Source organism: Streptomyces sp. NPDC050732 (genome assembly GCF_040654255.1).
Classification (GTDB): Bacteria; Actinomycetota; Actinomycetes; order Streptomycetales; family Streptomycetaceae; genus Streptomyces.
The window spans coordinates 1-21,784 of sequence record NZ_JBFAHP010000024.1; the positions used below are offsets into that span (position 1 = coordinate 1).

At 69.7% G+C, this 21,784-nt stretch carries 19 protein-coding genes, 1 rRNA gene and 1 riboswitch; of the genes, 15 read left to right on the forward strand and 5 right to left on the reverse strand.

Annotation, left to right across the window (positions count from 1 at the left end):
* The 11 genes from rrf to AB0H82_RS22080 all read left to right on the forward strand — a co-directional run.
* A 5S ribosomal RNA gene (gene rrf, locus AB0H82_RS22030) occupies positions 1-88 on the forward strand; the annotation flags it as partial.
* A gap of 159 nt (positions 89-247) precedes the next feature.
* Positions 248-856: a CDP-alcohol phosphatidyltransferase family protein gene (locus AB0H82_RS22035; protein ID WP_362995195.1), complete on the forward strand. Its 609-nt coding sequence runs from the start codon at positions 248-250 to the stop codon at positions 854-856.
* Positions 857-969: 113 nt separating this feature from the next.
* Entirely contained in the window at positions 970-3,465 is a 2,496-nt protein-coding gene (locus tag AB0H82_RS22040) for a mannose-1-phosphate guanyltransferase (RefSeq protein ID WP_362995197.1), read from the forward strand.
* Between the two features lie 88 nt (positions 3,466-3,553).
* Positions 3,554-4,453, forward strand: coding sequence for a DUF881 domain-containing protein (locus AB0H82_RS22045; protein WP_362995199.1), 900 nt, complete (start codon positions 3,554-3,556; stop codon positions 4,451-4,453).
* Entirely contained in the window at positions 4,450-4,782 is a 333-nt protein-coding gene (locus tag AB0H82_RS22050) for a small basic family protein (protein ID WP_003988855.1), read from the forward strand. The genes AB0H82_RS22045 and AB0H82_RS22050 overlap by 4 nt, the downstream gene beginning before the upstream one ends.
* A 5-nt stretch (positions 4,783-4,787) precedes the next feature.
* Complete coding sequence (locus AB0H82_RS22055) at positions 4,788-5,618, forward strand: DUF881 domain-containing protein (RefSeq protein WP_362995201.1); 831 nt, start codon at positions 4,788-4,790, stop codon at positions 5,616-5,618.
* An 82-nt stretch (positions 5,619-5,700) separates the two neighbouring features.
* Positions 5,701-6,669 carry an FHA domain-containing protein gene (locus tag AB0H82_RS22060; RefSeq protein ID WP_362995391.1) on the forward strand — a complete coding sequence of 323 codons (969 nt, stop codon included), beginning with the start codon at positions 5,701-5,703 and terminating at the stop codon, positions 6,667-6,669.
* A 43-nt stretch (positions 6,670-6,712) separates the two neighbouring features.
* Entirely contained in the window at positions 6,713-7,456 is a 744-nt protein-coding gene (locus AB0H82_RS22065; protein WP_362995203.1) for a MerR family transcriptional regulator, read from the forward strand.
* Positions 7,457-7,530: 74 nt separating this feature from the next.
* Positions 7,531-8,004, forward strand: coding sequence for a bifunctional nuclease family protein (locus AB0H82_RS22070; protein WP_063795355.1), 474 nt, complete (start codon positions 7,531-7,533; stop codon positions 8,002-8,004).
* 170 nt (positions 8,005-8,174) lie between these two features.
* Positions 8,175-8,792, forward strand: a complete 618-nt coding sequence (locus AB0H82_RS22075; RefSeq protein WP_362995206.1) for a MerR family transcriptional regulator — start codon at positions 8,175-8,177, stop codon at positions 8,790-8,792.
* Positions 8,793-8,829: 37 nt separating this feature from the next.
* Positions 8,830-10,293 carry a DNA polymerase IV gene (locus AB0H82_RS22080; protein ID WP_362995208.1) on the forward strand — a complete coding sequence of 488 codons (1,464 nt, stop codon included), beginning with the start codon at positions 8,830-8,832 and terminating at the stop codon, positions 10,291-10,293.
* A 12-nt stretch (positions 10,294-10,305) separates the two neighbouring features.
* Here AB0H82_RS22080 and AB0H82_RS22085 read toward each other — a convergent pair whose 3' ends face one another.
* Positions 10,306-10,695 carry a PRC-barrel domain-containing protein gene (locus AB0H82_RS22085; protein WP_362995210.1) on the reverse strand — a complete coding sequence of 130 codons (390 nt, stop codon included), beginning with the start codon at positions 10,693-10,695 and terminating at the stop codon, positions 10,306-10,308.
* Positions 10,696-10,839: 144 nt separating this feature from the next.
* Positions 10,840-10,939: riboswitch (glycine riboswitch) on the forward strand.
* Between the two features lie 189 nt (positions 10,940-11,128).
* On the opposite strand from AB0H82_RS22085, the gene gcvP reads away from it, so the two are divergent.
* Complete coding sequence (gcvP, locus tag AB0H82_RS22090) at positions 11,129-14,017, forward strand: aminomethyl-transferring glycine dehydrogenase (protein WP_362995212.1); 2,889 nt, start codon at positions 11,129-11,131, stop codon at positions 14,015-14,017.
* Positions 14,018-14,153: 136 nt separating this feature from the next.
* Here gcvP and AB0H82_RS22095 read toward each other — a convergent pair whose 3' ends face one another.
* Together AB0H82_RS22095 and AB0H82_RS22100 are read right to left on the reverse strand one after the other, a co-directional pair.
* Complete coding sequence (locus tag AB0H82_RS22095; protein ID WP_362995214.1) at positions 14,154-14,360, reverse strand: DUF5999 family protein; 207 nt, start codon at positions 14,358-14,360, stop codon at positions 14,154-14,156.
* Positions 14,361-14,666: 306 nt separating this feature from the next.
* Positions 14,667-15,251: a hypothetical protein gene (locus tag AB0H82_RS22100; RefSeq protein WP_362995216.1), complete on the reverse strand. Its 585-nt coding sequence runs from the start codon at positions 15,249-15,251 to the stop codon at positions 14,667-14,669.
* Between the two features lie 483 nt (positions 15,252-15,734).
* Between AB0H82_RS22100 and AB0H82_RS22105 the strand changes: the two genes are divergently transcribed.
* Positions 15,735-17,255, forward strand: a complete 1,521-nt coding sequence (locus AB0H82_RS22105; RefSeq protein ID WP_362995218.1) for a glutamate--cysteine ligase — start codon at positions 15,735-15,737, stop codon at positions 17,253-17,255.
* Between the two features lie 34 nt (positions 17,256-17,289).
* On the opposite strand, the gene AB0H82_RS22110 is transcribed toward AB0H82_RS22105, so the two are convergent.
* Complete coding sequence (locus tag AB0H82_RS22110; RefSeq protein WP_362995220.1) at positions 17,290-19,065, reverse strand: substrate-binding and VWA domain-containing protein; 1,776 nt, start codon at positions 19,063-19,065, stop codon at positions 17,290-17,292.
* 166 nt (positions 19,066-19,231) lie between these two features.
* Between AB0H82_RS22110 and AB0H82_RS22115 the strand changes: the two genes are divergently transcribed.
* Positions 19,232-20,035, forward strand: a complete 804-nt coding sequence (locus tag AB0H82_RS22115) for a type II CAAX endopeptidase family protein (protein WP_362995222.1) — start codon at positions 19,232-19,234, stop codon at positions 20,033-20,035.
* Between the two features lie 32 nt (positions 20,036-20,067).
* Here AB0H82_RS22115 and AB0H82_RS22120 read toward each other — a convergent pair whose 3' ends face one another.
* Entirely contained in the window at positions 20,068-20,916 is an 849-nt protein-coding gene (locus AB0H82_RS22120) for a PhzF family phenazine biosynthesis protein (protein WP_362995224.1), read from the reverse strand.
* A gap of 175 nt (positions 20,917-21,091) precedes the next feature.
* On the opposite strand from AB0H82_RS22120, the gene AB0H82_RS22125 reads away from it, so the two are divergent.
* On the forward strand, positions 21,092-21,781 hold the full coding sequence (locus AB0H82_RS22125) for a HEAT repeat domain-containing protein (RefSeq protein ID WP_362995226.1): 690 nt from the start codon (positions 21,092-21,094) through the stop codon (positions 21,779-21,781).
* Positions 21,782-21,784 lie beyond the last annotated feature (3 nt).

Genomic DNA, 21,784 nt, shown 5'->3' on the forward strand with positions numbered 1-21,784 from the left:
CGGTTACATTCCGAACCCGGAAGCTAAGCCTCATAGCGCCGATGGTACTGCAGGGGGGACCCTGTGGGAGAGTAGGACGCCGCCGAACTCCTTTTATAGCCGTGCCCCCTGGATTAAGTTCCGGGGGGCACGGCTTTTTTTGTTTTTCGGGTGTTCTGGGAGCCCGGCCACCCCTCCGCGCCGACCTGCCACAACTGAGGGTAAGGTCAGGGGGCATCATTGGCTCTTTCCCACAGGAGGCCCCCGGGTGGAGGTCCAGGAGACTCGCGTCCAGACGGACCGGGTCCTCACCATCCCGAACATCCTCAGCATGGCGCGCCTCGCCGGCGTACCTCTCTTCCTGTGGTTGATCCTCAGGCCCGAGTTCGGAGGGCCCAACAGTGACGGCTGGGCGCTGCTGGTCCTGGCGCTCAGCGGCGTCAGTGACTACCTCGACGGCAAGCTCGCACGCCGGTGGAACCAGATCAGCAAGCTCGGCCGGCTGCTCGACCCCGCGGCCGATCGGCTCTATATCCTCTCGACGCTGGTCGGCCTGACCTGGCGGGAGATTCTCCCGCTCTGGCTGACCGCGGCGCTGCTGCTGCGCGAGCTGGTCCTGCTGGTGATGGTCGGGATCCTCAGGCGCCACGGCTATCCGCCGCCCCAGGTGAACTTCCTCGGCAAGGCCGCCACCTTCAACCTGATGTACGCCTTTCCACTACTGCTGCTGAGCGACGCAAGTGGCTGGATCGCCACACCCGCTGCTATTTTCGGATGGGCGTTCGCCGGATGGGGTACAACGCTCTACTGGTGGGCAGGGATCCTATATGTGGTTCAGGTCCGCCGACTTGTCAAGGCGGACAACCCGGCCGATTGAGCTCGCCGATTCGGTGGCTGTAGAGGCTCCATGGGCCCGCATCCGACATGTGCGGGTCCATTCAGGTGAGCTCGTCGGCTAAATCGTCGTCTATTGAGGAGGACGCTTCCGACATGAAGGCCGTCGTGATGGCCGGCGGTGAGGGCACACGCCTTCGCCCCATGACCTCTAGCATGCCCAAGCCGCTCCTGCCCGTGGCCAACCGGCCGATCATGGAGCACGTGCTTCGGCTGTTGAAGAGGCATGGGCTCACCGAGACCGTAGTGACAGTGCAGTTCCTGGCGTCTCTCGTCAAGAACTACTTCGGCGACGGCGAAGAGCTTGGGATGGAGCTCACCTATGCCAACGAAGAGAAACCGCTCGGTACCGCAGGCAGCGTGAAGAACGCCGAGGAAGCGCTGAAGGACGACGCCTTCCTCGTGATCTCCGGTGACGCTCTGACCGATTTCGACCTCACCGACCTGATCGCCTTCCACAAGGAAAAGGGCGCCCTGGTCACCGTCTGCCTGACGCGCGTACCCAATCCGCTGGAATTCGGCATCACCATCGTCGACGAAGAAGGAAAGGTCGAGCGCTTCCTGGAGAAGCCGACCTGGGGCCAGGTCTTCTCCGACACGGTGAACACGGGCATCTACGTCATGGAGCCCGAAGTCTTCGACTACGTCGAGGCCGATGTGCCCGTCGACTGGTCCGGTGACGTCTTTCCGCAGCTGATGAAGGAAGGCAAGCCCGTCTACGGCTACATCGCCGAGGGCTACTGGGAGGACGTCGGCACGCACGAGAGCTACGTCAAGGCGCAGGCCGACGTCCTTGAGGGCAAGGTGGACGTCGAGCTGGACGGCTTCGAGATCTCTCCCGGGGTCTGGGTGGCGGAAGGGGCGGAGGTGCATCCCGACGCCGTCCTGCGCGGACCGTTGTACGTCGGGGACTACGCCAAGATCGAAGCGGACGTCGAAATCCGCGAGCACACCGTCGTGGGCTCCAACGTCGTGGTGAAGAGCGGCGCCTTCCTGCACAAGGCCGTCGTGCACGACAACGTCTACATCGGGCAGCACAGCAACCTGCGGGGCTGCGTCGTCGGCAAGAACACCGACATCATGCGCGCGGCCCGCATCGAGGACGGCGCGGTCATCGGCGACGAGTGTCTCGTCGGCGAAGAATCGATCATCCAGGGCAACGTCAGGGTCTACCCCTTCAAGACCATCGAGGCCGGCGCCTTCGTCAACACCTCGGTCATCTGGGAGTCCCGTGGGCAGGCGCACCTCTTCGGAGCGCGCGGAGTCTCCGGAATCCTGAACGTGGAGATCACGCCCGAACTCGCCGTGCGCCTGGCCGGTGCGTATGCCACGACCCTGAAGAAGGGATCCACCGTCACCACCGCGCGTGACCACTCACGAGGCGCGCGGGCGCTGAAGCGGGCGGTGATCTCGGCGTTGCAGGCCAGCGCCATCGACGTACGAGATCTTGAGAACGTGCCCCTGCCCGTCGCGCGGCAGCAGACGGCCAGAGGAAGCGCCGGCGGGATCATGATCCGCACCACGCCTGGGGTGCCGGACTCCGTCGACATCATGTTCTTCGACGAGCAGGGCGGGGACCTCTCGCAGGGCAGCCAGCGGAAGCTGGACCGGGTCTACGCGCGCCAGGAGTACCGGCGGGCCTTCCCCGGGGAGATCGGCGACCTGCACTTCCCGTCCAGCGTCTTCGACTCCTACACGGGGTCGCTGCTCCGGAACGTGGACACCACAGGCGTCGCCGAGTCCGGTCTCAAGGTCGTCGTCGACGCGTCCAACGGCAGTGCCGGGCTGGTACTGCCGAGCCTCCTCGGCAAGCTCGGGGTGGACGCGCTGACCATCAACCCGGGGCTCGACGAGTCGCGGCCCACGGAGACCGCCGAGTCCCGCAGGGCCGGGCTCGTCCGGCTCGGGGAGATCGTGGCGTCCGCCCGCGCCGCCTTCGGGGTGCGGTTCGACCCGGTGGGCGAGCGGCTTTCGCTCGTCGACGAGAAGGGCCGGATCGTCGAGGACGACCGGGCCCTGCTGGTGATGCTCGACCTGGTGGCCGCCGAGCGGCGCAGTGGGCGGGTCGCGCTGCCGGTGACGACGACGCGCATCGCCGAGCAGGTCGCCGCGTACCACGGGACGCAGGTGGACTGGACGACCACGTCGCCCGACGATCTGACGAGGGTCGGCCGGGCCGACTCCACCATCTTCGGCGGTGACGGGCGGGGCGGGTTCATCGTCCCCGAGTTCAGCGGCGTCTTCGACGGAACTGCCGCGTTCGTGCGGCTCATCGGTCTTGTGGCGCGTACGCAGCTCACCCTGAGCCAGATCGACGCGCGCATCCCGCGCGCCCACGTGCTGCGGCGGGACCTCGCGACGCCGTGGGCGGTCAAGGGGCTCGTGATGCGGCGCGTGGTGGAGGAGGCCGGCGAGCGGTCCGTGGACACCACCGACGGTGTGCGGGTCGTGGAGACCGACGGACGGTGGGTGCTCGTGCTGCCCGACCCGGCCGAGGCCGTCACCCATCTGTGGGCCGAGGGCCCCGACGACGCGTCCGCCCAGGCGCTGCTCGACGAGTGGTCCGCGGTGGTGGACAGCGCAGGTCGCTGACCTTTCCGAGCGCCGGGCAGCACCCACAACGGGTGCTGCCCGGCGCGTCGGTGGGGCCATTCGGAGGTAGCGCCCCCGACGTGCGACGATGTGCGGCATGCCGCAGCAGCCCCCCGTTCGGAGCACCCCCTCGCGCCCCCGGCGCCCGGACGCGTCCATGTCGCTGCTCACCACCGTCATGGACCACAGCCTGGACGAGGGGTACGCGGAAGCGGCCGCCCGCAAGCAGGCCAGGGGGAACAGTGGTGTCCCTCGCCCCCTGCGGGCCAAACTCGGGCTCGCGGCCGGGCTGGTGCTCGCCGCGCTGGTGGTCACCGTGGGGGCCGCGCAGGCGCGCATAGAGGCGCCGGTACTTGCGAAGGAGCGCGAGGAGCTCATCGACCGCGTCGAAGAGGCGACGGCGGGAGCCGACCGCCTCGAAGACGACGTGGACGAGCTCCGCGACGACGTCGGCGAGCGGCAGCGCGCCGCGCTGAAACAGCACGGCGGCAGCCAGGGCGAGTTGCTCGGACTCCTCTCCGGAGCCACGGAAGCCCAGGGGCCCGGCGTGAAGCTCGTCGTGGACGACAAGAAGCAGGCCGACCAGGGCGGCGGCGGGCCGCGCGAGAGCTCCGGATTCTCCGACACCGGACGGGTGCGCGACCGCGACATGCAGCGCGTCGTCAACGGCCTGTGGCAGTCGGGCGCCGAGGCGATCTCGATCAACGACCAGCGGCTCACCGCCCTGTCGGCGATCAGGGCCGCGGGTGACGCGATACTGGTCGACAACAGACCGCTGGTGCCGCCGTATACGGTGCTCGCGGTGGGTGACGGGAAACGCATGAGTACCCGTTTCCAGAACAGCCGTGACGGTCAGTACCTGCATGCTCTGCAGGAGAACTTCGGCATCAGGACCAGCATCTCCGTGTCGGACGAGCTCCGGCTGCCGGCTGCGCCGAGCGTGACCGTACGAACAGCAGAGCCGAAGGCAGGAAAGGGCACATCGTGATCGCCGTACTGGGCCTCGTCGTGGGAGTCGTGGCCGGATTGTTGGTTCGGCCCGAAGTTCCGGCGGTGGTCGAGCCGTATCTCCCGATCGCCGTGGTCGCGGCTCTCGACGCCGTGTTCGGAGGGCTGCGGGCGATGCTCGACGGCATCTTCGACGACAAGGTGTTCGTGGTGTCGTTCCTGTCGAACGTGGTGGTGGCCGCGCTCATCGTGTTCCTGGGCGACAAGCTCGGCGTCGGTGCCCAGTTGTCCACCGGCGTCGTCGTGGTCCTCGGCATCCGGATCTTCTCCAACGCCGCGGCGATCCGCCGGCACGTCTTCAGGGCGTGACGCCGATGAGTGCCGACGAGAGGCCCGAGTACAACCGGCGCAAGGAACTTCCCGCCGAGGTTCCCAGCGCCCCCGAGACGCCCGCGTCCGCGGAGCCCGGGGGGAAGCCGCAGCTCACCGGCCGTCAGCGGCTGGTGAAGGGCCTGTGGCCGCCACGGGTGACCCGGCCCCAACTCATCGTCGCCCTGCTGCTGTTCGTGCTGGGCCTCGGCCTGGCCATCCAGGTGCGGTCCAACAACGACAGCAGCGCGCTGCGCGGCGCGAGGCAAGAAGATCTCGTACGCATCCTCGATGAACTGGATGACCGTACCGAGCGTCTGGAAGAAGAGAAGCGACGCCTTGAGGAACAGCGGACCGGACTGGAGAACAGTTCGGATCAAGCCGAGGAGGCGCGCAAGCAGACGGTCGAGCGGGAACGGCAACTCGGCATCCTGGCAGGCACGGTGGCGGCCCAGGGGCCCGGCATCACGCTCACCATCGAGGACAGGAAAGGGGCGATCGAGGCGGACATGCTGCTCGACGCCATTCAGGAGCTGCGCGCCGCGGGCGCCGAGGCGATCCAGATCAACGACGTACGCGTCGTGGCGAACACCTATCTGTCGGACGCCGGCGGCGGGGGAGTACGGGTGGACGGCCACAAGGTCGGCGAACCGTACCTCTTCAAGGTGATCGGCAAGCCGCAGGATCTCGAACCTGCGCTGAACATTCCGGGAGGCGTGGTGCAGACTCTGGAGAAGGAGCAGGCCACGGTCACCGTGGAACGCTCGGAGAAGATCGTCGTGAACGCCTTGCGACCTGCGAAGCAGCCTGACTACGCTCGGTCGTCCTCCCAGTGAGGGGCGGACGCATGAGGGTCGTCGGGCGGGGGCATGAGGTTGCGGGGGGTCGGCGCACCGGAAGCGTGGTGCGTGGTGGAAACTGTTTGGTGGCCACGGACGTTGTGAGGATGTCTGGCTCACCGATGAATGCCGGTGTGTGCAATCAGGGTTCGTCCTGCCCCACGGGCGGGTCTGTTTCGGTCAAGGGGAATCGCCCGTGAAGTTGTTTGCGAAGTTGTTCGGCAAGAGCGCACGAGAGGACAGCGGCAATCCGGCCACTGCCCGGCACCGTGCTCCGCGCCATGGAGATGCCGAGGAGCAGGGCGCGGGGCGCCCGATGTTCCGCGATCAGGTCGCTGGTCCAGGCGGTGACATTTCGGGCGGACAGGGCGCGTCGTCTGTTGACCCTGCCGGTCCCGGACGCATAGGTTTCGGAGAACCTTCAACCTCAAGTGCGGGTGGAGGGTACACCTCCGACCCGTACGCATCGAATGCCCCTGCGGGGCAGCCACGGCAGGAGGACCCGTCCATGGCGCTGGTGTGTACGAGGTGCGGTAACCGAAACGCCGAGGCGAGCCGGTTCTGCTCCAACTGCGGTGCGCCGCTGCGGGCCGGTGCCGCACCGGAGCGCGCGTCGGAGACGACCTCGACGATCTCCATCTCGGGCCTGGAGGCCTACGACGCCGAGGCGACGGGTACGAACCCGTCTCCCGCGCTCTCCCCGGAGGCGCAGGCGGCCGTCGACGCACTGCCGCTCGGCTCGGCGCTCCTGGTGGTGCGCCGCGGGCCGAACTCGGGCAGTCGTTTCCTGCTCGACGGTGAGCTGACCACGGCGGGGCGTCACCCGCAGAGCGACATCTTCCTGGACGACGTGACGGTGTCGCGTCGCCACGTGGAGTTCCGTCGCCTCGGGGACGGTTCCTTCACCGTCGCCGACGTGGGCAGCCTCAACGGCACGTACGTCAATCGGGAGCGGATCGACTCGGTCTCGCTGTCGAACGGCGACGAGGTGCAGATCGGCAAGTACCGACTGGTCTTCTACGCGAGCCAGCGGGCCGTCGGCATCTGACCCTCCCCCAGACGCCGTCCGGGGGGATCCCCAGGGAAGGTCCATGCTTCAAACACCGAGGGGCGGTGCCGGTCACGGCACCGCCGCCGCGGACCGCCGGCTGATGAGCATCGGCACCGTGCTGAACGAACTGCGTGCCGAATTTCCCGAGGTCACGATCTCCAAGATCCGGTTTCTGGAGTCCGAGGGGCTCATCGAGCCCCAGCGCACCCCTTCCGGATACCGGAAGTTCAGCCCGGAGGACGTCGAGCGGCTCGGTCAGGTCCTGCGGATGCAGCGGGACCACTATCTGCCGCTCAAGGTCATCCGTGAGCACCTCGACGCGCTGGAGCGCGGCGAGAGGCCCCCGATGCCGTCCCTGGGGCGTCAGGGGGACGTCGGCGACGCCCAGGGCCCCGGCGAGGCCGAGGGGCCGACGGCGGCCCGTGTGGGCCGTGCCGAGCTGCTGGCGGCCGCCGAGATCGACGAGGTACAGCTCGCCGAGTGGGAGGCGTACGGCCTCGTCGCACCGTTGCCGGACGGCGGGTACGACGCGGAGGCGGTCACGGTCGCCTCACTCGTGGTCGAACTCGGCCGGTTCGGCATCGAGCCACGGCACCTGCGGGCCATGAAGGCCGCCGCGGATCGCGAGGCCGGGCTCGTCGACCAGGTGCTCGCTCCGCTGCGGCGGCACCGTAATCCGCAGACCAGAGCCCATGCCGAGGCCCGCGCCAAAGAGCTGGCGGGCCTGACGGGGCGGCTGCATTCGGCGCTCGTGCAGACGGCGCTCGGCATCAGATTGCCCTGACTCGCCCAGTCCCGTCCGGTACTCGGCGGGTGCCCGACTACCCAAACCTGCCAGCCACGTCCTAGGGTTGCTGTGTGAACGAGCTCGACGTCGTAGGTGTCCGGGTCGAAATGCCCTCCAACCAGCCGATCGTGCTCCTGCGTGAAGTGGGAGGCGACCGGTACCTCCCCATCTGGATCGGTCCAGGTGAGGCGACCGCCATCGCCTTCGCGCAGCAGGGCATGGCACCCGCACGGCCGCTGACCCACGACCTGTTCAAGGACGTGCTGGAAGCGGTGGGCCAGGAGCTCTCCGAAGTGCGCATCACGGACCTGCGGGAAGGGGTCTTCTACGCGGAGCTGGTCTTCGCCAGCGGTGTCGAGGTGAGCGCGCGTCCGTCCGACGCCATAGCGCTGGCCCTGCGCACCGGGACGCCCATCTTCGGAAGCGACGGTGTCCTGGACGACGCCGGCATCGCGATCCCGGACGAGCAGGAGGACGAGGTGGAGAAGTTCCGCGAGTTCCTCGACCAGATCTCGCCCGAGGACTTCGGCACCAACAGCCAGTGAGCCGCTTCCTGCGGCTCTCCGTCGGGCCATTCGGCTAGCCTTTCCCCGCGGTGAGGTACGGGAAACCACTCTCAGGGTGATTATCACTCGGCGTGCCGAGTGTGGCGATCGTTGACGAGCCCCTGGCGACTGCCTACCGTCGAGAAGGCAGGTCAAGGAGGGAGGTCGGCGTGAGAAGCAGCGGCGACGGTACGGCGATGGGCGGTCCGTACCCGCTCCACGGCGGCGCGGCCGGTCACTCTCCGACTCGACCGATGGCGGTCCAGGGGAGCGGGGACACGACGTCCGAGCATTCCGAGCAGGTCGGCTACCGCGGTCCCACCGCGTGCGCGGCCGCGGGCATCACCTACCGGCAACTCGACTACTGGGCCCGTACGGGCCTGGTCGAGCCCAGCGTGCGGGCCGCGGGCGGCTCAGGGACGCAGCGGCTCTACAGCTTCCGCGACGTCGTCGTCCTCAAGATCGTGAAGCGGTTCCTCGACACCGGGGTCTCGCTGCAGAACATCCGTACGACGGTGCAGCATCTGCGGGAGCGCGGGTTCCGCGACCTGGAGCGGATGACGCTGATGAGCGACGGCGCCACGGTCTACGAGTGCACGTCCTCCAGCGAGGTCCACGAGCTGCTCCAGGGCGGCCAGGGGGTCTTCGGGATCGCTGTGGGGGTCGTCTGGCGTGACGTCGAGGCCGCGCTGTCCCAGCTGCACGGCGAGCGCATCGACACCGGGGAGACGCTCATCGGGCACAATCCGGCCGACGAGCTGGCCAGAAGGCGCAACAAGGCGGTCTGAGGCCGCGTTGTCAGTGGCGTAGGGCAGCATCGGAGATGTGAGAAGCGCCCCGACGATCCTGCATCTGGACATGGATGCCTTCTACGCGTCCGCGGAGCAGGCCGCGAAGCCCAGTCTGCGTGGCAAGGCCGTGGTCGTGGGCGGGCTGGGGCCGCGGGGTGTGGTGGCGACCGCTTCTTACGAGGCGCGGCGGTTCGGAGTGCACTCGGCGATGCCCATGGGGCAGGCGCGCAGGCTGGCGCCGAACGCCGCGTATCTCGTGCCGCGCTTCGGGTTGTACCGGGAGATCAGCGAGCAGGTGATGGGGCTCCTGCGGGAGCTGTCGCCGCTGGTGGAGCCGCTCAGCCTGGACGAGGCCTTCGTGGACCTGGAGGCCGGCGGCGTCGCCGACGACGAGGAGTCGGCCAGGGCCGTGGGGGAGCGGCTGCGGGCAGACATCAGGGCGGTGACGGGGCTCGCCGGGTCGGTGGGGCTCGCCGTCTCCAAGATGCTGGCGAAGATCGCCTCGGAGGAGGCCAAGCCGAACGGTCTCGTGCTGATCGCCCCGGGGACGGAGCGCGCCCTGCTGGGGCCGATGTCCGTGCGGACGTTGCCCGGGGTGGGGCCTGCTACGGGGGACCATTTGCGGCGGGCCGGGATCACGACGGTCGAGGAGCTCGCGGAGGCGGGTGAGGACGAGCTCGTACGACTGCTGGGGAAGGCCCACGGGGGCTCGCTGTACGCGATGGCGCTCGCGCACGACGAGCGGCCCGTGGTGGCCGAGCGGGAGTCGAAGTCGGTCAGCGTCGAGGACACGTACGACGTGGACATCCACGACCGGGTGCGGGTCAGGGCGGAGGTGGGGCGGCTCGCGGAGCGGTGTGTGCAGCGGCTGCGGGCGGCCGGGCACTCCGGGCGGACCATCGTGCTCAAGGTGCGGAGGTTCGACTTCTCGACGCTGACGCGGTCCGAGACGCTGCGCGGGCCCACGGACGACCCTGGAGTGGTGCGGGAGGCCGCGGCGCGGTTGCTGGAGTCCGTGGACACCACGGGAGGGGTGCGGCTGCTCGGAGTGGGCGTCACGGGGCTCGCGGACTACACGCAGGAGGATCTCTTCGCGCAGGCCCAGGCTGCTGAGGCGGCCCTGGCCGGTGCCGAAGGGGCGGCGGGGGAGGATGCCGGTGGGGCGGCGGCCGCGGAGGTGGCCGCGGGTGATCCGGAGGGGGAGCGGGCCGTGGAGCCGGTGGTGCCTGCCGAGCGGCGGTGGGTGGCCGGGCACGACGTGCGGCATGCCGAGTACGGGCACGGCTGGGTGCAGGGGAGCGGGCTCGGGCGGGTGACGGTGCGCTTCGAGACGCCGTACTCGCCGCCCGGACGGGTGCGGACGTTCCGGACGGACGACCCGGACCTGGAGCCTGCGGAGCCGTTGCCGCTGGTCGCCGCCGGGCCGGGGCGCGTGACGGCGGCAGGAGCGGGGCTCGAAGCGGCGTCTGAAGCGGCTCGGGCGGCGGTGGAGGGCTAGGGCGTGTGTCGGTCAGGGGGCTTCCGTGCCGGCGATACGGCCGAAGTCCTGGTCGGGCGGGGGTGGGGACGGCGGGGCGTTCGGCGGTGTCGTGTCCAGGCCGTAGTGGTGGTAGAGCTGGAGTTCCTGCTCGGGGGAGAGGTGGCGGCCCACCCCGAAGTCCGGGGCGTCCTTGATCAGGGCGCGCTCGAAGGGGATGTGCAGGGTGCCGTCCTCGGCCAGCTCGCTCGGCTCCAGCGGGACGAAGGCGTCGCGGCTGAACAGGCCGGTGCGTATGGCGGCCCACTCCGGGGCGCCGGTGGCGTCGTCGAGGTAGACCTCGTCGATCGTGCCGATCTTGGTCCCGTTCCGGTCGAACGCCTTGCGGCCGATCAGGTTGCGCGGATCGATATCGGTCTGCACGGGCCCTCCAGCTGGTCGCGGCTCGTCGGAAACGGGCGTAACTCATCTTTAATCATTCGTAGTCACTACGAAAGAGCACTTCGGGGCAGGTGGCCACTTGAGGGAACGGCCGGGGTCCTCGCTGGTAGGCTGACGCTTGGCTGCTGACCCCGTGCGGGAGAGCTCTCCGGAAGGCACTTCCCGGAGGCGCCGAAGGAGCAAATCCTCCCCGGAATCTCTCAGGCACCCGTACCGCACGGACGAGGTCACTCTGGAAAGCAGGGCGGGCGTCGGGCGGGCACGTTCGGAACCCTTCCTCACCGACGGTGAAAGCAGATCTGTCGAAACAGACGGGTCTGTGAAGCTCTCAGGTTGAGATGACAGAGGGGGAGGCCGTCCGGGTACCCGCGCCGTGGTACCCCTCGCAGGTCGTGCAGACCAGGAGGCCTCCGCAATGACTGCCACCCATCGCACCCCGCTCTCGGAGCTTGAGCAGGGCATCCCCTTCGAGCAGCGGCACATAGGGCCCGATGCGGAAGCGCGGGCGAAGATGCTCGCCCAGGTCGGGTACGGCTCGCTCGACGAGCTGACGGCCGCCGCGGTGCCGGATGTGATCAAGAACGCCGAGGCGCTGGACCTGCCCGGCGCGCGCTCCGAGGCCGAGGTGCTGGCCGAACTGCGCTCCCTCGCCGACCGGAACCAGGTCCTCGACTCCATGATCGGACTCGGGTACTACGGCACCTTCACGCCGCCGGTGATCCTGCGGAACGTGATGGAGAACCCGGCCTGGTACACGGCCTACACGCCGTACCAGCCCGAGATCTCGCAGGGCCGTCTTGAGGCGCTGCTCAACTTCCAGACCATGGTCGCCGAGCTGACCGGCCTGCCCACCTCCGGAGCCTCGCTGCTCGACGAGGGCACCGCCGCCGCCGAGGCCATGGCCCTCTCGCGCCGCATGGGCAAGGTCAAGAACGGCGTGTTCGTCGTCGACGCCGACGCCCTGCCGCAGACCATCGCCGTCATCCGGACCCGCGCCGAACCGACCGGTGTCGAGGTCGTCGTCGCCGACCTGAGCGAGGGCCTGCCCGCCGAGGTCGCCGAGCGCGGTGTCGTCGGCGTACTCGTCCAGTACCCGGGTGCCTCCGGTGCCGTCCGCGACATCAAGCCGCTCATCGACCAGGCGCACGAGCTCGGTGCCGTCGTCACCGTCGCCGCCGACCTGCTCGCCCTGACGCTGCTCACCTCGCCCGGCGACCTCGGCGCCGACATCGCCGTCGGCACGACGCAGCGCTTCGGTGTGCCGATGGGCTTCGGCGGCCCGCACGCCGGTTACATGGCGGTCCGCGAGAAGTTCGCCCGCAGCCTGCCCGGGCGGCTCGTCGGCGTCTCCGTCGACGCCGACGGCAACAAGGCCTACCGGCTCGCGCTGCAGACCCGTGAGCAGCACATCCGCCGCGAGAAGGCCACCAGCAACATCTGTACCGCTCAGGTGCTGCTCGCCGTCATGGCCGGAATGTATGCCGTCTACCACGGGCCCGACGGTCTGAAGGCCATCGCGCGGCGCACCCACCGGTACGCGACGCTGCTCGCCGCCGGTCTCACCGGGGGCGGCTACGAAGTCGTCCACGGCGCCTACTTCGACACGCTCACGGTGCGGGCGCCCGGCAAGGCCGAGCAGCTGGTGGCCGCCGCCCGCGAGGGTGGCGTCAACATCCACCTCGTCGACGCCGACCACGTCTCCCTGTCCTGCGACGAGACGACCACGCGCCGGCAGCTCAGCGCGGTCTGGGGCGCCTTCGGCGTCGACGCCGACGTGGAGGCGCTCGACGCCGCCGTCGCGGACACGCTGCCCCAGGGCCTGCTGCGCGGCGACGACTACCTGACGCACCCGGTCTTCCACCAGTACCGCTCCGAGACGTCGATGCTGCGCTACCTGCGCAAGCTCGCCGACCGCGACTACGCGCTCGACCGCGGCATGATCCCGCTGGGCTCCTGCACCATGAAGCTCAACGCGACCACCGAGATGGAGCCCGTCACCTGGCCCGAGTTCGGCCAGCTGCACCCCTTCGCGCCCGCCCAGCAGGCCCAGGGCTACCTCACGCTCATCCGTGAGCTGGAGGAGCGGCTCGCCGAGGTGACCGGGTACGACAAGGTCTCCCTGCAGCCCAACGCCGGTTCGCAGGGTGAGCTCGCCGGTCTGCTCGCCGTCCGTGGCTACCACCGGGCCAACGGCGACGAGCAGCGCACCGTCTGCCTCATCCCGTCCTCCGCCCACGGCACGAACGCCGCGAGCGCCGTCATGGCCGGCATGAAGGTCGTCGTCGTGAAGACCGCCGACGACGGCGAGGTCGACATAGCGGACCTGCGCGCCAAGATCGAGAAGCACCGTGACGAGCTCTCCGTGCTGATGATCACGTACCCCTCGACGCACGGCGTCTTCGAGGAGCACGTGGCCGACATCTGCGCGGAGGTGCACGAGGCCGGCGGTCAGGTGTACGTCGACGGGGCCAACCTCAACGCCCTGGTGGGTCTCGCCAAGCCGGGCCACTTCGGCGGCGACGTCTCGCACCTGAACCTGCACAAGACCTTCTGCATCCCGCACGGCGGCGGCGGTCCCGGCGTCGGCCCGGTCGGTGTGCGCGAGCACCTCGCGCCGTACCTGCCCAACCACCCGCTGCAGCCCGCCGCCGGCCCCGAGACCGGCGTCGGCCCGATCTCCGCCGCGCCCTGGGGCTCCGCCGGCATCCTGCCGATCTCCTGGTCGTATGTGCGCCTCATGGGCGGCGAGGGCCTCAAGCGCGCCACCCAGGTCGCGGTGCTCTCCGCCAACTACATCGCCAAGCGCCTGGAGCCGCACTACCCGGTGCTCTACACCGGTCCCGCCGGTCTGGTCGCGCACGAGTGCATCGTCGATCTGCGGCCGATCAGCAAGGCGACCGGTGTCAGCGTCGACGACATCGCGAAGCGCCTCATCGACTACGGCTTCCACGCGCCCACCATGTCGTTCCCCGTCGCGGGAACCCTGATGATCGAGCCGACCGAGAGCGAGGACCTGGCCGAGATCGACCGGTTCTGCGAGGCGATGATCGCCATCCGCCGGGAGATCGAGAAGGTCGGCTCCGGCGAGTGGGCCGCCGACGACAACCCGCTGCGGAACGCCCCGCACACCGCCGCCGCGCTCGGCGGCGAGTGGGAGCACGGTTACAGCCGTGAGGAGGCCGTCTTCCCGGCCGGGGTCTCCGCCGCGGACAAGTACTGGCCGCCGGTGCGCCGTATCGACCAGGCGTACGGCGACCGGAACCTGGTCTGCTCCTGCCCGCCGCTGGATGCGTACGAGGACTGATGTCCGCGCCCGCGTGAGGCGGGCATGCGGCGGGGCCGGTTCGGAGAGTTCTCTCCGGGCCGGCCCCTCGTCTGTTCGGTGGTGCGCTGCTGCGGACTTGCGGTGTGGTGCGGTCGCGCGGATGTGCCGTCGGTGCTCAGGCGGCTGTCATGACCTGGTCGGTGCCCAGCGGTCGGTGCGGGGCGATGATCTGGCCGTCCGGCAGCAGCTCACCGGTGTCCTCGAAGAGCAGGACGCCGTTGCACAGCAGGCTCCAGCCCTGCTCCGGGTGGCTCGCCATGAGGAGCGCGGCTTCCCGGTCGGCGGAGTCGGCTGTCGGGCACGCGGGTTGGTGCTGGCACATGGAAGGGTTCTTTCGCTGCGATGAGATGGCTGTGACGTCGGTCCTGTGGCTCGATGCGGTGTTCATAACCGCCCCCCGTATGTAGTCGGTCCGATCCCAGTGTTGCCCTCCGGGCGTCAATCCGCAGGGATTTTGCCGCAGCAGCTCCTACTGCTTAATGACGTATCACCCGGCCGGACGGTTCAGCCCAACTTGCCTGTCTCTTCGGGTGGTTCGGGGTGGCCTGACCGGGCTAGTCCACCTGGGTGGACAGCGCTGTGCCCCGCGGCCGGGAGCGGCGGGGCACAGGAAGCGGCAGAGGCGCTGTCAGGCGGGTGAGCTCAGCAGCGGTGCCGGGGTCAGACGGTGGTTGAGCATCGGCAGCAGCTCGGCGACGCGGTGCGGGCGGTGGGCCGCGATGCCGGGCGGGGCGGGCGCCAGGGGCACCAGCAGGTCGGTGGCGGCGAGGGGGCCCTCGGCGCCGTCGTCGGTGCAGTCCCGGTGCAGCCAGAGCGTGAGCATATAGAGCTCGGGCACGGAGAGCAGCCGCGGCTGGCAGGGCATCGGCATGGCTTCGGCGTGCCTCAGGGCTCGTTCGGTGGAGGCGATGTACGGCCCTTCGAAGAAGTGGGAGAACGCCCAGCCGTCCGGAGTGAGCATCGTGTCGGCCGCGGCGACGGCGCGCTCGCCGCAGCGGATGAGGAAGCGCCAGCCGGCGAGTCGGGTGGGCGAGGTGCCCTCGGGGGTGATGCGGTCCAACACGTGGACCGGCAGCGGGAGTTCGGGGCTCGCCGGTCCCTGTGCGGTACGCAGGGACGGCGTGCGGGCCTCGCGTACGGCTGTGGGGGAACCGAGTGCCGCGAGGACGCTGCGCAGGGCGGGCGCTGGAGCCGGGGGGACATGCAGCGGCATGGTGGGTCGCCTCTCTCATTCGACAGGCACGGTGGAGCGGGGGCAGGTGCGTGACGGCGCTGTCAGCTCTGGGTCAGAGGGGCGGGGGCCGTTGCCGCGAGCGCCAACTCTCTGCCTAGATTGCGCAGTTTATACGAGACGTGTTCGAGCAGTGTTTCATCTAGGCGCTTCGTATATTGCGAGCAAGGCCTTAATGAGACGTCCTTGTGGGGCCTTTCTCCCGATTTCGCAGGGGGCTCGGCCCTCATGACCTCGGATTTCTCCGTAAACGCGGTCGGCCGATTTCTGCCGGTGCTTTTGACCAGGCGCATCGGAAGGGAATCTTCATCCTGCCGCATGCCTGGCGAATGTGCCGGACCCCAGCTGTGTCGAGCGTACCGGCCGGTGGCCGGAGCCGGGGCGTTATCGATCACATTGCCTGGGCATCATCCCTCGTACACAGCGGCCGGACCCGTGGCTGCCCGATCGAGGAGGGATGCTTCGATGGGGGAGAAGGTCGTGGCGGGCACGTTCGACCTGGCCGATCGGAACCACTTCCGAGGCAAGCTCCGACAGTGCCTGACGGGGCTGGAGCGTTTGTTGGAGGAACAGCGATTCGATCGGCCCAAGAATCTGATGGGCATGGAGATCGAGCTGAATCTCGCCGGGCCCGACGGGCTGCCGAGGATGTTGAATGCGCAGGTTCTTGAGCGCATCGCGAGCCGGGATTTCCAGACGGAACTCGGAATGTTCAACCTGGAAGTGAACATTGCTCCGCACCGGCTCGGCGGACGTGTTCTCGACCGGCTCGCCGAAGAGCTGCGCACCGGCCTCAACTACGCCCACAGGAAAGCCGCCGAGCTCGACGCCGGCATTGTCATGATCGGCATTCTGCCGACGCTGAACCGCGCCGATCTGGTCTCCGCGAACCTCTCGGACGTCGACCGCTACGCCCTCCTGAACGATCAGATCGTGGCGGCGCGCGGTGAGCACTTCGCCCTCGACATCCAGGGCGTGGAGCGGCTGACCTGCACTTCCGCGTCGATCGCCCCGGAAGCGGCGTGCACCTCGGTGCAGTTGCACCTCCAGGTCACCCCGGGCCGGTTCGCCGATGTGTGGAACGCGGCGCAGGCGATCGCCGCGGCCCAGGTCGCCGTGGGCGCCAACGCGCCGTTCCTGTTCGGCCGTGAACTCTGGCGCGAGTCCCGGCCACCGCTGTTCCTGCAGTCCACCGACACGCGGTCGCCCGAACTGCAGGTCCAGGGCGTGCGCCCACGCACCTGGTTCGGGGAGCGGTGGATCACCGAGCCGCTGGAGCTCTTCGAGGAGAACCTGCGGTACTTTCCCGCGCTGCTGCCCCTGATGGAGGAGGAGGACCCGCTCGGCGTCCTCGACGCGGGAGGTGTGCCGCGCCTCGGTGAACTCGTCCTGCACAACGGCACCGTGTACCGCTGGAACCGCCCGGTGTACGGCATCGCCGACGGCGTCCCGCACCTGCGGGTGGAGAACCGGGTGCTGCCCGCGGGCCCCACCATCACCGACGTCATCGCCAACGCCGCCTTCTACTACGGGCTCGTGCGGGCGCTCGCCGAGGAGGCGCGGCCCGTGTGGTCCCGGCTGCCCTTCGAGGCCGCGGCCCACAACTTCGACGTCGCGTGCCGCCACGGCATCGACGCCACGCTGCGGTGGCCGCGGCGCGGCAGGCTCGGCGGACTCACCGAGGTGGCGGCCGTCCGGCTCGTACGCGACGAGTTGCTGCCGCTCGCGGCCACGGGACTCGACGCGTGGGGCGTGGAGGCCGCGGACCGGGATCTGTACCTCGGGGTGATCGAGGAGCGGTGCCGGCGGCGGGTCAACGGCGCGTCGTGGCAGGCGACGACCTATCACAAGGCCCTGGAGAGCGGGATGGCCAGGGAGGAGGCGCTGGCCGCGACCACCAAGCGGTACTGCCGACTGATGCATGAGGGAGAGCCGGTGCACACGTGGCCCGTGGGGCTCAGGGAACCGGCGATACCGCTGAGCTGACCGGGTTCCGGGGCGGTCGCGGTTCCGGCAGCGTTCAGCCCTGGTTGCTGCCCGCCTCCATGATCGCCTTGAGGATGACCGCGTGGATCTGCGTCGGGTCGTCCACCTGGTGGCCGGAGCCGCCGGTCGCCGCGGCGATCTGCTGGACCTCGTCCTTGTCCGCGTCGGGGCCGACGGCGATGGCGATGATCGGCACGGGCCGCGCGGGATCGGCGAGATCCTCCAGGCGGGCGATGAGGGAGCTGCGCGAGATGCTGCCCGGGTCCTGGTTGGCGCCGTCCGTCAGGATGACGAGGGCGTTGAACTTGCCGCTCGCGTACGTCGACCGGGCTTCCTTGTAGGCGGCGAGTGTCGTGTCGTACAGGCCGGTGGCGCCGCCCGGCACGGGCTGCAGGGCGGTGAAGGCCGCGGACAGCTTGTCGCGGTGGGTGACGTTGCCCTTGCGGTCGCCCAGGCGCCGGGTCGGCTGCAGTTCCCGGTAGTCCCGGCTGCCGTCGAGGCGGGTGGCGAACTCCCACAGACCGATCTCGTCCTCGTCGGTGAAGCCCGCGAGGGCCCGCAGGAGTGAGGCCTTGGTGACCTCCATGCGGGACTGGCCGCGGCCGGGAACGAGCTGCCGCATGGACTCCGAGGCGTCGACGACCGTGCTGAGGCGAGCGCTCTGCACCGTGATCGTCCACATGCCCAGGGTCTCCTGGAGCTGCTTGTCCGAGGGCGGATCCGTGGCCTCGTCCGCGTACGGCTGCGGGGTGCGGCCGCCCGCGGCGGTGACCAGCTTGTCCGACGGCCGGCCGGGGTCGGTCCTGAAGCCGTACCCGGCCAGGATCCGGCGGCCGTCGTCGTCACTGAACATCGTCATGAAGCGCAGGGCGGCGCGGCTCGTGTCGGTGGACATCCGGTCGTCCTCGACGAGCGTGTACGGATAGTCGAGTCGGGGCGAGCCGTCCTTGGGGTAAAACAGATCGAGGCTGTTCTCCTCGCCCGCCGAGGCGTTGTGTGCGTACGCGGCCTGTTCGGAGAGGATCAGGGCCTGGTTGCGGCGCGGGTTGCCCTTCTCGGCTCCCGAGCCGTCGCGGGCCAGGGTGTCCAGCAGCTGGCCGTCACTGTCGGTCGTACGGGTCGACAGGGCTTTCGCCATGGCGGCGGCCCGGGTGTCGCCTTCCTCGCCGCCCTGCTTCTTCGCGGAGGCGCCCAGCTTGGCGAGGGCGAGCAGGCCGGTCGCGCTGCGTGCGGGGTCGGCGGCGCCCAGGCGCAGCTTGTCGCCCTTCAGGGCGGCCGCCGTCAACCGCGGCCAGTCGTACGTCTTCTCCGGCCAGCCCAGCGACGCGGCGGCGGACGGGATCATGCCGACGCCGACGGGCGAGGAGGCTATGTTGCCCGCGGGCGCGATCTTGGTCTGTTTGGCGCCGAGACCGACGCGCTGCACCCACAGCTCGGAGTCCGGCACCCACACGTCGTACTCCCGATCGCCCTTGCCGGCGCGGAGTTCGGCCGCGACTTCGTACGAGTCGCGCGCGGTGACCCGTACGTCGATGCAGTGCCCGTCCGAGGTGAGCTCCTTCTCGCGGGCGAGGTCGGCCGCCTCGCGCAGGGCGGGGGTCACGTCGGGTGCGGCGACGACGTCGAGGCGTACCGCGTCGTCGCCGCAGGTGCCGCCGAAGGAGAGCAGTCCGCCGCTGACCGCCGCCGCCGCGCCGCCCGCGGTCACGAGGACGAGGGCCGTGGCGATGGCGACAGCGCGGCCGCGCGCACGAGGTCGGGGGTCGGCCGCTGCCGTCCCGCGCTCATCGGGCAAGCTGTGACGTCCCATGGCGGTGGTGCCCCCTCCTTGAACGATGTGGCAAGGAAAGAGGGGGCTGTACGCCCAACCGGCGTTCGTCCCCCTCGGCCTGTCGCGCACGGTCTTCGTAACTTCTTTCGAGACCCTAGCGGGACGAAGATGGGGATGAGACGGGATTACTCAACTGGAGGCGGAAGTGCAAGCGGAGCCGGGGCCGATGGCCGGTTCTCTTCCGGTGGACGGACCTTCGCGGCGGATGCTGCGGGACGAGACGCTGCTCGTCCTGGCCGTCTCGCTCGGGGCCAGCGGTGTGTCCGCGCTGATCAGCTTCGTGGGTTCGGTCACCAGACCGGGCGGCCTGAAGGACCAGGCGGCCACGATGAACGCGTCGGCGGCGCCGGGCCGGCCGTGGCTTGATCTCGCGTGGCAACTGTTCGGCATCACGACCGCGTTGGTGCCGGTCGCACTGGTCGCGCACTTCCTGCTGCGGGAGCGGGCGACGCTGCGGACCATCGGTTTCGACCGGACGAGGCCATGGCCGGACCTGGGGCGCGGCACCGTGATCGCCGCGGTGATCGGCAGCACGGGGATCGCCTTCTACCTCGCGGCCCGCAGCCTCGGCTTCAACCTGACGGTGGTGCCGGAGGCGCTGCCCGACGTGTGGTGGAAGTATCCGGTTCTCGTGCTGTCCGCGGTGCAGAACGCGGTCCTGGAAGAAGTGATCGTCGTCGGCTACCTGCTGCGCAGGCTCGGACAGTTGGGGTGGACGCCGATGGCCGCGCTGGTGGGCAGTTCGGTGCTGCGGGGCTCGTACCACCTGTATCAGGGCATCGGCGGCTTCCTCGGGAACCTCGCGATGGGTGTGGTCTTCGTGCTGCTCTACCGCAGGTGGGGCCGGGTCGGACCGCTGGTCGTGGCCCACTCGCTCCTCGACATCGGCGCGTTCGTCGGCTACGCGCTGCTCGCGGGGAAGGTGGGGTGGCTGCCCACGCCTTCGTAGGCAGCGCCCCGTCGTGGCGCAGGGATGCGGCGTCAGGCGAAGAGGTCGCCTTCGATGACCGTGACGGCGTGGCCCGTCAGGAGGGTGCGCTCGCCGCGGAGCCGGGTACGGACCAGGCCGGTGCGGGCCGAGGCCTGCAGCCCTGTCAGTTCGGTGCGGCCGAGCCGCTCGGACCAGAAGGGGGCGAGGGCGGTGTGGGCGCTGCCCGTCACCGGGTCCTCGTCGATGCCGACGCGCGGGAAGAAGCCACGGGAGACGAAGTCGTAGCCCTTGGAGGGATCCTCGGCCACGGCAGTGGCGATGATGCCGCGCTCGGAGTGGCGCACGAGGGCCTTGTGGTCCGGGGTGAGCGACCTGACCGCCTTCTCGTCGGCGAGTTCGACCAGCAGGTCACCGACGTTCCGACCCGTGTCGTACGCGGCGAGCGGCTCGGCGCCCAGCGCCTCGGCGATGCCGTCGGGGAGCGCGGTCGCGGTGAGCGGGGCGGTCGGGAAGTCGAGGGTGAGGGAGCCGTCCTCGTGCGCGGTCGCGGTGAGGACGCCGCTGCGGGTGGCGAAGCGGACGGTGCCGGAGGCCGCACCGGTGGTGTGCAGGACGTGAGCCGTGGCCAAAGTGGCATGGCCGCAGAGGTCGACTTCGGTGGCGGGTGTGAACCAGCGGAGGGCCCAGTCGGCTTCGCCGCCCGCGGGCAGCCGGTGGGCGAAGGCGGTCTCGGCGTGGTTGACCTCCCTGGCCACGTGCTGCAGCCAGGTGTCGTCGGGGAAGGCGTCGAGGAGCAGGACGCCGGCCGGGTTGCCGGCGAAGGGGCGGTCGGTGAAGGCGTCGACGACGCGGATGCGGTGGGGGGCTTGGGAGCGGGGTGCGGTGTCGGAAGTCGGCATGGACATCACGGTAGAGGGCTGTGGAGCGTCGTCGGTAAGGCCAATTCGGGGTTGCTGGCCTGGTTTTGATGGGGGATTGGCATGGAGGGGGGTGAGCCTAGGGGATGGATGGGATGGGTTCGTTTGACCTTGACACGGTGACAAGGTCTTCAGTTCTGCCGAGGAGGTGGTCCCCATGACCATGTCGGAAGAGGACACGAAGCCGAAGGGTGACACGGACACGGCGCGAGCCCTCCGTGGGCTGGAGCACGGCAGCCCGTCGGTGCGGCTGCAGGCGGCGCTGGCGGTCGGCACGGCCCCGGACCCCCGGTTCGTCGACCGGCTCGTCGAGCGGTGCGCGACCGAGCCCGAGTTCTCCGTGCGGGAAATGCTCACGTGGGCGCTCACCCGCCATCCAGCGGGAATGACGGTCCCCCGGCTCGTCGACGAACTCCGTACGGAGGGCGCGCAGGCGCGAAGTCAGGCGCTGCACACGCTGTCCAAGATCGCCGACCGGCGGGCGTGGCCCGCGATCACCCGGGCGCTGCTCACCGACGCCGACGACGAGGTGGCACGGAGCGCCTGGCGGGCAGCGGTCGTGCTCGTACCCGAGGGAGAAGGGGCGGAGCTGGCCGGCGTACTGGCGACGCAGCTCGGGCGCGGCGGGCGTGAGACGCAGCTGAGCCTCAGCCGGGCACTGAGCGCGCTCGGCGAGGCGATCGTGCCGACCCTGCGCGCCGCGACGACGGACTCCGACCCGCGCGTACGTCAGCACGCGATCGCCACGGAGCGGTTGCTGCGCGACCCGGAGGCCGGATTCGAGTTCGCGATCGAGGAGGCCAAGCGCGTCGTGGCCCTCGGTACGGGTGGTCAGGAGGAGTCTTAGGCC

Coding starts and splice junctions, on each gene's coding strand:
- AB0H82_RS22120 (WP_362995224.1), bottom strand. CDS start 20,916: ATGCCGACTTCCGACACCGCACCCCGCTCCCAAGCCCCCCACCGCATC.
- AB0H82_RS22100 (WP_362995216.1), bottom strand. CDS start 15,251: ATGCCGCTGCATGTCCCCCCGGCTCCAGCGCCCGCCCTGCGCAGCGTC.
- AB0H82_RS22040 (WP_362995197.1), top strand. CDS start 970: ATGAAGGCCGTCGTGATGGCCGGCGGTGAGGGCACACGCCTTCGCCCC.
- AB0H82_RS22055 (WP_362995201.1), top strand. CDS start 4,788: ATGAGTGCCGACGAGAGGCCCGAGTACAACCGGCGCAAGGAACTTCCC.
- AB0H82_RS22045 (WP_362995199.1), top strand. CDS start 3,554: ATGTGCGGCATGCCGCAGCAGCCCCCCGTTCGGAGCACCCCCTCGCGC.
- AB0H82_RS22065 (WP_362995203.1), top strand. CDS start 6,713: ATGCTTCAAACACCGAGGGGCGGTGCCGGTCACGGCACCGCCGCCGCG.
- AB0H82_RS22125 (WP_362995226.1), top strand. CDS start 21,092: ATGACCATGTCGGAAGAGGACACGAAGCCGAAGGGTGACACGGACACG.
- AB0H82_RS22110 (WP_362995220.1), bottom strand. CDS start 19,065: ATGGGACGTCACAGCTTGCCCGATGAGCGCGGGACGGCAGCGGCCGAC.
- AB0H82_RS22105 (WP_362995218.1), top strand. CDS start 15,735: ATGGGGGAGAAGGTCGTGGCGGGCACGTTCGACCTGGCCGATCGGAAC.
- AB0H82_RS22095 (WP_362995214.1), bottom strand. CDS start 14,360: ATGTGCCAGCACCAACCCGCGTGCCCGACAGCCGACTCCGCCGACCGG.
- gcvP (WP_362995212.1), top strand. CDS start 11,129: ATGACTGCCACCCATCGCACCCCGCTCTCGGAGCTTGAGCAGGGCATC.